The organism is Mycolicibacterium komossense, from assembly GCF_025822605.1.
Lineage (GTDB): Bacteria > Actinomycetota > Actinomycetes > Mycobacteriales > Mycobacteriaceae > Mycobacterium > Mycobacterium komossense.
This window is the reverse complement of record NZ_JACKTY010000037.1, coordinates 111,926-119,483: the sequence shown is the minus strand read 5'-3', so window position 1 is coordinate 119,483 and position 7,558 is coordinate 111,926. Positions and strand designations below refer to the sequence as shown.

6 protein-coding genes and 4 tRNA genes are annotated in these 7,558 nt (G+C 62.6%); 7 read left to right on the top strand and 3 right to left on the bottom strand.

What is annotated here, in order from left to right; all coding sequences use genetic code 11:
• The coding region (locus H7J73_RS23565) for an extracellular solute-binding protein (RefSeq protein WP_308207443.1) at positions 1 to 433 on the bottom strand (433 nt) is incomplete at its 3' end.
• Between the two features lie 603 nt (positions 434 to 1,036).
• Here H7J73_RS23565 and H7J73_RS23560 point away from each other — a divergent pair.
• On the top strand, positions 1,037 to 1,870 hold the full coding sequence (locus H7J73_RS23560) for a mycofactocin-coupled SDR family oxidoreductase (RefSeq protein ID WP_264070146.1): 834 nt from the start codon (positions 1,037 to 1,039) through the stop codon (positions 1,868 to 1,870).
• 34 nt (positions 1,871 to 1,904) lie between these two features.
• The gene (locus tag H7J73_RS23555; RefSeq protein WP_264070131.1) at positions 1,905 to 2,915 is read left to right on the top strand and encodes an aldo/keto reductase; all 1,011 of its coding nucleotides are present in this window, start codon (positions 1,905 to 1,907) and stop codon (positions 2,913 to 2,915) included.
• Positions 2,916 to 3,269: 354 nt separating this feature from the next.
• Here H7J73_RS23555 and H7J73_RS23550 read toward each other — a convergent pair whose 3' ends face one another.
• The gene (locus H7J73_RS23550) at positions 3,270 to 4,007 is read right to left on the bottom strand and encodes a sulfite exporter TauE/SafE family protein (RefSeq protein ID WP_264070130.1); all 738 of its coding nucleotides are present in this window, start codon (positions 4,005 to 4,007) and stop codon (positions 3,270 to 3,272) included.
• Between the two features lie 228 nt (positions 4,008 to 4,235).
• Here H7J73_RS23550 and H7J73_RS23545 point away from each other — a divergent pair, with 228 nt between their 5' ends.
• Entirely contained in the window at positions 4,236 to 5,393 is a 1,158-nt protein-coding gene (locus tag H7J73_RS23545) for an FAD-dependent monooxygenase (protein ID WP_264070129.1), read from the top strand.
• A 512-nt stretch (positions 5,394 to 5,905) separates the two neighbouring features.
• On the opposite strand, the gene H7J73_RS23540 is transcribed toward H7J73_RS23545, so the two are convergent.
• Positions 5,906 to 5,977 (bottom strand) — tRNA-Val (locus H7J73_RS23540).
• A 522-nt stretch (positions 5,978 to 6,499) separates the two neighbouring features.
• On the opposite strand from H7J73_RS23540, the gene H7J73_RS23535 reads away from it, so the two are divergent.
• From H7J73_RS23535 to H7J73_RS23520, 4 genes are all read left to right on the top strand, one after another.
• Positions 6,500 to 6,572, top strand: a tRNA-Gly gene (locus H7J73_RS23535).
• A 28-nt stretch (positions 6,573 to 6,600) separates the two neighbouring features.
• Positions 6,601 to 6,674: transfer RNA gene (locus tag H7J73_RS23530), tRNA-Cys, on the top strand.
• A gap of 11 nt (positions 6,675 to 6,685) precedes the next feature.
• Positions 6,686 to 6,760: transfer RNA gene (locus tag H7J73_RS23525), tRNA-Val, on the top strand.
• A gap of 276 nt (positions 6,761 to 7,036) precedes the next feature.
• Positions 7,037 to 7,450, top strand: a complete 414-nt coding sequence (locus H7J73_RS23520; RefSeq protein ID WP_264070128.1) for a hypothetical protein — start codon at positions 7,037 to 7,039, stop codon at positions 7,448 to 7,450.
• Positions 7,451 to 7,558 lie beyond the last annotated feature (108 nt).

Below are 7,558 nucleotides of genomic sequence, written 5' to 3'. Positions count from 1 at the left end.
ACGGGTCGCTCATACCCAGCGCCAGTGGGATCATCGGCAGAACCGAGGTGGGGTCATCGAAAATCGACACCTTGCCGGCGAACGCGGGATCCCACAAGATNTTCCAGTCGTTCGGACGTCCCTGATCATCNAGGTATTTCGCCATCTCCGGAGTGTTCGGGATGCTGCCGGGAATCCAGGCCAGCGGCTGATCACCCCAGTTGTACAGCACCCCGTACTGGGTACCGCCGGAGGAAGCCACCGATTTCCAGTCGAACCCGAGTTGGGGCATGCTGGTGAGCTTGCTGGCATCGATCGGCTCCAACAGGCCAGCTTTGGCGTAGTTGTCGAACCAGCCCGAAGTCACCAACGCCAGATCGAACTGATTCGGGTTCGCCTTGATCTTGGCGAACATCTCATCGGCCGAACCGACATTGACCGCATTGACCTTGATCCCGGTCTCCTTGGTGAACCCAGATCGAACTGATTCGGGTTCGCCTTGATCTTGGCGAACATCTCATCGGCCGAACCGACATTGACCGCATTGACCTTGATCCCGGTCTCCTTGGTGAACCCATCCAGCCACTCCGGCTCGTGATAGCCCTGCCAGGTAAGTACATTCAGCGTCTTGGGGTCGCCGGTCGAACCGGAACCGCTACAAGCGGCGACCCCCATACACGCCAGCATCACTAAGGCGCAGAGAGCAATCAACCTTTGGATTCGACCGAAGACAGCGTGGAGTCTCTGGTTCATTCTCTATCTCCTGAAATTCTCGGGCGGAAGGGATGTATAGGTGTTCGGAATTCCGATCACTACGGACAGCGTGATTGAGTGTCCGTGAGCGCAATGCTCACTTCACGCCAGCAGCGTCATGACGCATAGCTGGAGATGAACTCGATGCAGGTACACCATGAAGGGTGGGTCGATAGCATGTTCAGTTGTCGGGCCCACGTTAATCGAGATTGATCGGTATTCCGCACGTTTTTGTAAATCTTTTGTAATATCGTTCGGAACAGCCATTGCCGGCTTCTGCCGACACACTCGAAGGGACGATGTCATGGGACAACTCGACGGCCAGGTCGCATTCATTACCGGGCTCGCACGTGGGCAAGGCCGTTCGCATGCCATCGCACTCGCCGGCGAAGGTGCCGACATCATCGGACTGGACCTGTGCGGCGATATCGATTCCACCACCTATCCAGGAACCACATCAGCCGACCTCGTCGAGACCAAACGACTGATCGAAAAGACCGGACGCCGGGCAGTGCTGTCCCAGGCCGATGTTCGCGACTACGACCAGGTTGAGGCTGCCTTTAACCATGGACTGGAACAACTTGGGCGCGTCGACATCATCATCCCGAACGCCGGCATCTGCGCTGGCGGAAAGACCTGGGATATCACTCCCCCCGCGTGGCGTGAAATGATTGACATCAACCTGACCGGCTCATGGCATGCCGTCAAAGCTGCAGTGCCCACACTGATCTCGCAGAATTCGGGCGGATCAGTGGTCTTCATCGGATCGACTGAAGCCCTCAAAGGTGCCGAGAACATGGCGTCTTATGCCGCTTCCAAACACGCCATCACCGGCTTGATGACATGCCTGGCTCGCGAGGTCGGTCGGTACAATATCCGGGTCAACTCGGTCAACCCAACCTGCGTGGACACCAACATGATTCAGAACGAGTATGTGTGGGGACTCTTCCAGCCGGATAACCCCAAACCCACCCGGGAGTCCGTCGAAGACGCCTTTACCGCCACCCACATCCTGCCTGTGCCGTGGATGGAGCCCATCGACGTCAGCCGCGCCATCCTCTATCTGGTCGGGGAATCCGGTCGCTACATCACTGCGTCCACGCTGACAGTTGACGCCGGATTCATCGTAAAATCCTAACCCGGATCGAATACATTCTCGGACAGGACAACTCGTGAGCATCTTCGAGCGTCGCCACATCGGCGACACCCCGCTAAAGACCACTTGCATCGGATACGGATCCGCCCCATTGGGCAACCGGTTTCGTACCCTCGACGAAGAAACCTGTCTACGTTTAGTCGACGATGCCTGGGACCACGGCGTCCGATTTTTCGACACCGCTCCCATGTATGGCCACGGCCTAGCGGAGAATCGACTGGGGACTGCGCTTCGGCGCCGCTCACGCGACGAATATCTGCTCGCCACCAAGGTCGGTCGGCTGCTTCGACCGGTTCGAACCACTTCACCCGACGCCATGTGGACTGACGTCCCACCGATGGGCATCATCTACGACTACAGCTACGACGGCACGATGCGGTCAGTCGAAGACAGCTTGCAACGGATGCTCACCGATCGCATCGATATCGTCTTCATCCACGACTGTGACCGCTACGGCCACGGCGACGAGCAGCCCGCGGTGTTCGAGCAAGCAATCTCAGGCGCTGCTCGGGCTCTCTTCGACCTCCGTGACCAAGGGGTGATCGGCGCCGTCGGCATGGGCGTCAACGAGGCCGACGTCTGCGCGGCCGCCGCCAGACGCGCCGAGTTCGACGTCTTTCTGCTTGCCGGCCGCTACACGCTACTCGAGCACGGTCCACTCGACGATCTGATGCCTCTGTGCCTCGATAAGGGCATCTCACTAGTCCTCGGAGGCGTTTTCAACAGCGGTATCCTGGCAACCGGTGCCACCGCTGCGGCAAAACACAACTACCAACCCGCCGCAGCAGCGATCCTGAACAAGGTCCAGGCGATTGAGACAGTCTGCTCCCGTTATGACGTCCCGCTCGCCGCGGCAGCGCTGCAGTTTTCACTCGCCCACCCGGCGGTCGCCAGTGTTGTGGTCGGCGCATCCCGCCTGAGCCAACAGCGCGAGAACTTCGACGCAGCGATGACGCCTGTCCCACCCGAGGTCTGGAGTGAACTCCGTGAGAATCGCCTGATCAGAGCTGATGCGCCGACTCCCTGACTCTTGAATGGGAGCCCAAACATCGACTGCTGCAATTCCCGGTGCAACGTGGCCTGATAGGTCACCCCGTCGACCTCGGCCTGGTAGGACAGAGGCGTCCCCGTCGACCTCGTGCCAGTAGGCGCTCGCCGACACCCTGGTAGCCGCACTAGGACGTCGGGATTCGGCCCTACGCAATCGAAGTGGTCCCAGCACTCGAGATCGCTCTTCCCGCGTCCGAGGCCGCACCAGAACAGCCAGACCGAGCAGCCATCACTGCCGGTATCACAGGCCCACCGGACTCAATAGACGCTCGTCGTTCACCCGCCAATGACTTCACTGAACGAAGCAGCGAACGCGTCGGCTCTCGTCGGGCTACTTGACGAAAAGCCAGGCAGCCAGCCCAAGCCCAGCGATCGCGACCACGATCCTCAAGGCGGTGGGCGGAATGACCTTGACGACGGGAGGCCCGCACCAGCCACCGGCAAAGGCGCCCATAGCCATCGCGAGTGCGGCGATCCAGTTCACCGGCCCGAAGAACGCGAATCCGACGGCGGCAACCGCATTGGCTATTCCGGTCAGCACACTTTTGACGATGCTTGCGCGCCAGATGGTGTCCGACGTGGCGACAAGCATCAGCGCCAGGAACATGACACCGGCTCCCGCACCGAAGTATCCCCCGTAAATGGCGATCAGAAAGATCCCGAGAGGGTAGAGCCGGGGGAACTCGCGGGTGCCCGCCAAGGCACGCAGTCTGGGTTGCGCGAACAGCGCCAGGGACGCTGCGGTGATCAGAAACGGCACGGTGCGCTCAAAGGACTCTGCGGGCGCGAGCAGCAGAAGGGCTGCGCCGGCGAGTCCACCTGCCGCGGCGCACGATCCGTACTTGAGCAGGTTTCGCCGATCCGTGACCAGTACCGAGAAGGACTTCGTGGTCGAGCCCACACCGACGGCAACCATCGCGACAGTATTGGTGACGTTCGCCGAGACCGGCGCGAGTCCCGCCGCAAGCAGAGCAGGGTAAGAAACAACCGAGGCAAGGCCGGTGACGAAGCCGATCAACCCGGTGAAAAACCCCGCTACCACGATGAGCCCGAAGACAAGTGGTGTCACGGGTCAAAGAGTCCTGTCTGGTGTTCACGACCAACGGGGCTGCGGGAGCTGGTGCGCCCAGCAGCGTATCCGTTGTCTACCGGCACCGCTCGGCGCCGGACGGCGCCAGCAGCCGAACGCCTGCGTCGCGACGCTCTCTGACATGAGCATTGAATGTACCGATCGGTACGTGTACTGTCGAAAATGTACCGTCCGGTACACGAATACTTGGGAAAGGCTGTGAACACCATGAGCTCATTACAGGTGGCGGTCGTCGGTGCGGGTATCGGTGGGCTGGCCACCGCGAGCGCATTGAGTCGCAGGGGTGTCGCGGTCCAGGTCTACGAGCAAGCACGCCAACTCGGGGAGGTCGGCGCCGGCGTGGCGCTGGGCAGCAACAGTCTCCGCCTGCTGAATCGCCTCGGGCTCGAAGGCCCACTGCGGGAGTACGGTCCGCGCTGGACCCAGTGGAGCTTCAACGCCGCCGATGGGCGCGTTCTGACCAATCAGAAGATGGACGGCAGGGTGCTGGGAATGTACCGACCCGACCTCATTGCCATGCTCGCCGATAGCCTCCCGACGGGCACCGTATCCACGGGTCGCCGGTCTGTCGGATTCCATCAAGACGGCGAGCGCGCCGTCGTGGAGTTCGCCGACGGTGGACACGCAGAAGCTGATCTGGTGGTGGCGGCCGACGGTATCCATTCGGTGCTTCAGTCACACGTAGTCGAACCCACAGCCCCCGTGTTCTCCGGGAGCATCGCCTACCGCGGCACTATTGCGGCCGAACGGGTTCCGGAGTACCCCGGGACGGTCTCGAATATGTGGATGGGTGACGGCAAGCATTTCCTGGTGTTCACCCTGCGCGGCGGAGCGCTCATCAACTTCGTGGGCTTCGTCCCCAGTGATGCCGAGATGCGCGAATCATGGTCAGCACCAGGCGATCCCGCTACCCTAGCCGCGGAGTTCGCCGATTGGGATCCGATGGTGCGCAAGATCATCAGCCACGTGGACACCACCTTCCGCTGGGGACTCTACGACCGCGAACCCCTGCCCCGGTGGAGCAACGGAAACCTCACCCTGCTCGGCGATGCAGCGCATTCGATGCTGCCGCATATGGGTCAAGGCGCCAACCAGTCGATCGAAGACGCCGTCGCACTGGCCATGATGCTCGAAGGCGTCGACGCGGCCGGCATCCCCGAGGCGCTCCAGCGATACGAGTCCCTTCGCCGCGGCCGGGCCAGCCGGGTCCAACGCAACTCGCGCGAAGGCGGTCTCGTCTACGACGGTGGTGACACCCCGCAGCGGCAGCAGAAGTTAGAGAGCACAGTCGCAAACCTGCTGTGGTCCTTGGACTATGACGTCGAAGCGGAGGCTCAACGCGTCCTGGCGCCAGCCACCCGCTGACCACGCCTCCACAGGTAGCGCCCACCGGTGACCTCAGCCACCGTCGGGCTCACCGGCACGCTACATCGATATCTCGGCGAGTTTCTGCTCGTATACGTCTGCGGGCGTCGCCTCGGTCATCGCTGTGAGGATCAACCGGGCTGGATCACATGGCCCGATCACCCCGGTGGGCAACCTCTTTCACCGCCGCCTTCGATAGGCCCACGCTGCCGGCCTTCGCTGCCGACTAGTTGGCCTGCCCGACAAAGCCGACCTGGCCCGAGATCTACGACATAGTGACGATCGATCCGCCGCCAGACTCCCTCACGACGCCGGCGGCGCGGTGGGTGCCGCTCCAGCAGCCGCGTAGGTGAACCATGATGACATCGTCGAACGGCTGCTCGGTCAGTTTGCGCGTTTTGGCATCCCGGCGTACAGGCTCAGTCCGCACGTTCCCACGACCAGGTCAGTAGCGGCCCCGGCGCACAGGCTTTGCCTTGCAAACAGATGCCCTGATTTGGCGTCGACTTAAGTGGTCCCGGCTGGGATCGAACCAGCGACCTTCCGCGTGTGAAGCGGACGCTCTTCCACTGAGCCACGGGACCGGTGGAACGAGGAGGAAGACTAGCACGCGCCGACCTTTCGTCCTGAATCCCCTGGCAATTGAGGCAGCGAGCCGACGTCTCCAGCGATACCCTCCCGCGGTGAACGGCCACCGGCTCACCGCATTCACGGCCAGGTGCGCTGCGCCCACCCCTGCCCACCGCAGTGCCCGCCAGCGGGCTTCGACGTCACCCGCGCTTCGGCCGCGGCGTTCACCTTGCCGCCGGCGCACCCCACCGTCGTCCGTACGGGTCAGACTGAGCCGGGGCAGGGTCTCGGCCGCTGCCCTGCGGCCGGTCCAAGCGATCCGCGGCGCTGCAGTGCCCCACCCTGACATCGGTCGTGACCTGCCTGGACGTCACCACTCAGCGAGGCTTTTCGTCGTCTCGCGATAGGTGCCAATTGTTCTGGCGTCGACTGCGATCTGCCTTCTCGGCGCCGCGCGGCCACCAGGGATTTGTGTAGCCGCGCTCCGTTGGACTATCGTCGTTTTTCGCAACGGGCGACGATCTCGCCCGTAGCACGCGGATGTAGCGCAGTTGGTAGCGCACAACCTTGCCAAGGTTGGGGTCGCGGGTTCGAATCCCGTCATCCGCTCGAAGGTGCGATAGGCATCAACCCCAGTGGTGGAGTGGCCGAGTGGTGAGGCAACGGCCTGCAAAGCCGTGCACACGGGTTCGATTCCCGTCTCCACCTCCACGATTTACCCGGCGCGATTAGCTCAGCGGGAGAGCGCTTCCCTGACACGGAAGAGGTCACTGGTTCAATCCCAGTATCGCGCACCAGAATTATTGCAGCGCCGGCCCGGTAATACCGGGCCTCCGCTGTCTCTGCACAACATCCGAGCATGCCGAGCGATATGGACTCCGTCGCGAACAAGCGCGCCGAGCGACGTGTAGCAGCGCCTGAGATTTAGCGACGCGGACACAGACTTCCACGGTGGTCACGATGTCAGACTTTCGCCGGCATTCACTGTAGTGGCAAACGAAACACTAGGTCGCTCAAGGGTTTCGCCGATTCGCACACAGCTAATCGCCAGGAGGCGCCAGTACTGTGCCCCCGTGCGGGGGAAGACGAGCCACCGGCTCTATCGGCATCTATCTGTTCGCGGCCTGGTGATGACGGCTCTCAGCGCAGTCGTCGCCGTCATCGCCGGCACGGTGATTCTTCACCCACCGGGCGGCACAACCGCCTATCAGCCGAGTTCATCTGAGGCGACGTCCACCGAAGACACCCCGGTGCTTGCTCCCCCGACCATGGCCGCGCCCCCGCCGATGGTCATCCCGCCGGCGACCACCACTGCTGCACCGGTTGCCGCGCCGCCAGCGACGACGGTTCATCGAACCATCGCGGTCCCTGCCTCGATCGCTGCCCCGTCGACGAGCACCGAGCCGTCACCGAAGAGCACGTCGTCGACACACGCGGCCCTGCACCCAGACAGGCCCCCCTACAAGCCCGGCCAGGTACACGGCTAAGACGGCCCGCTTGCAGCACACGAAATGGCCCGCAGGCGGCCGTCTGAGCGCCGGAGCCACCTGCAGGACTAACGCGTCGCCGGAGTTGGGTCCCGAAACTGTTGTGCG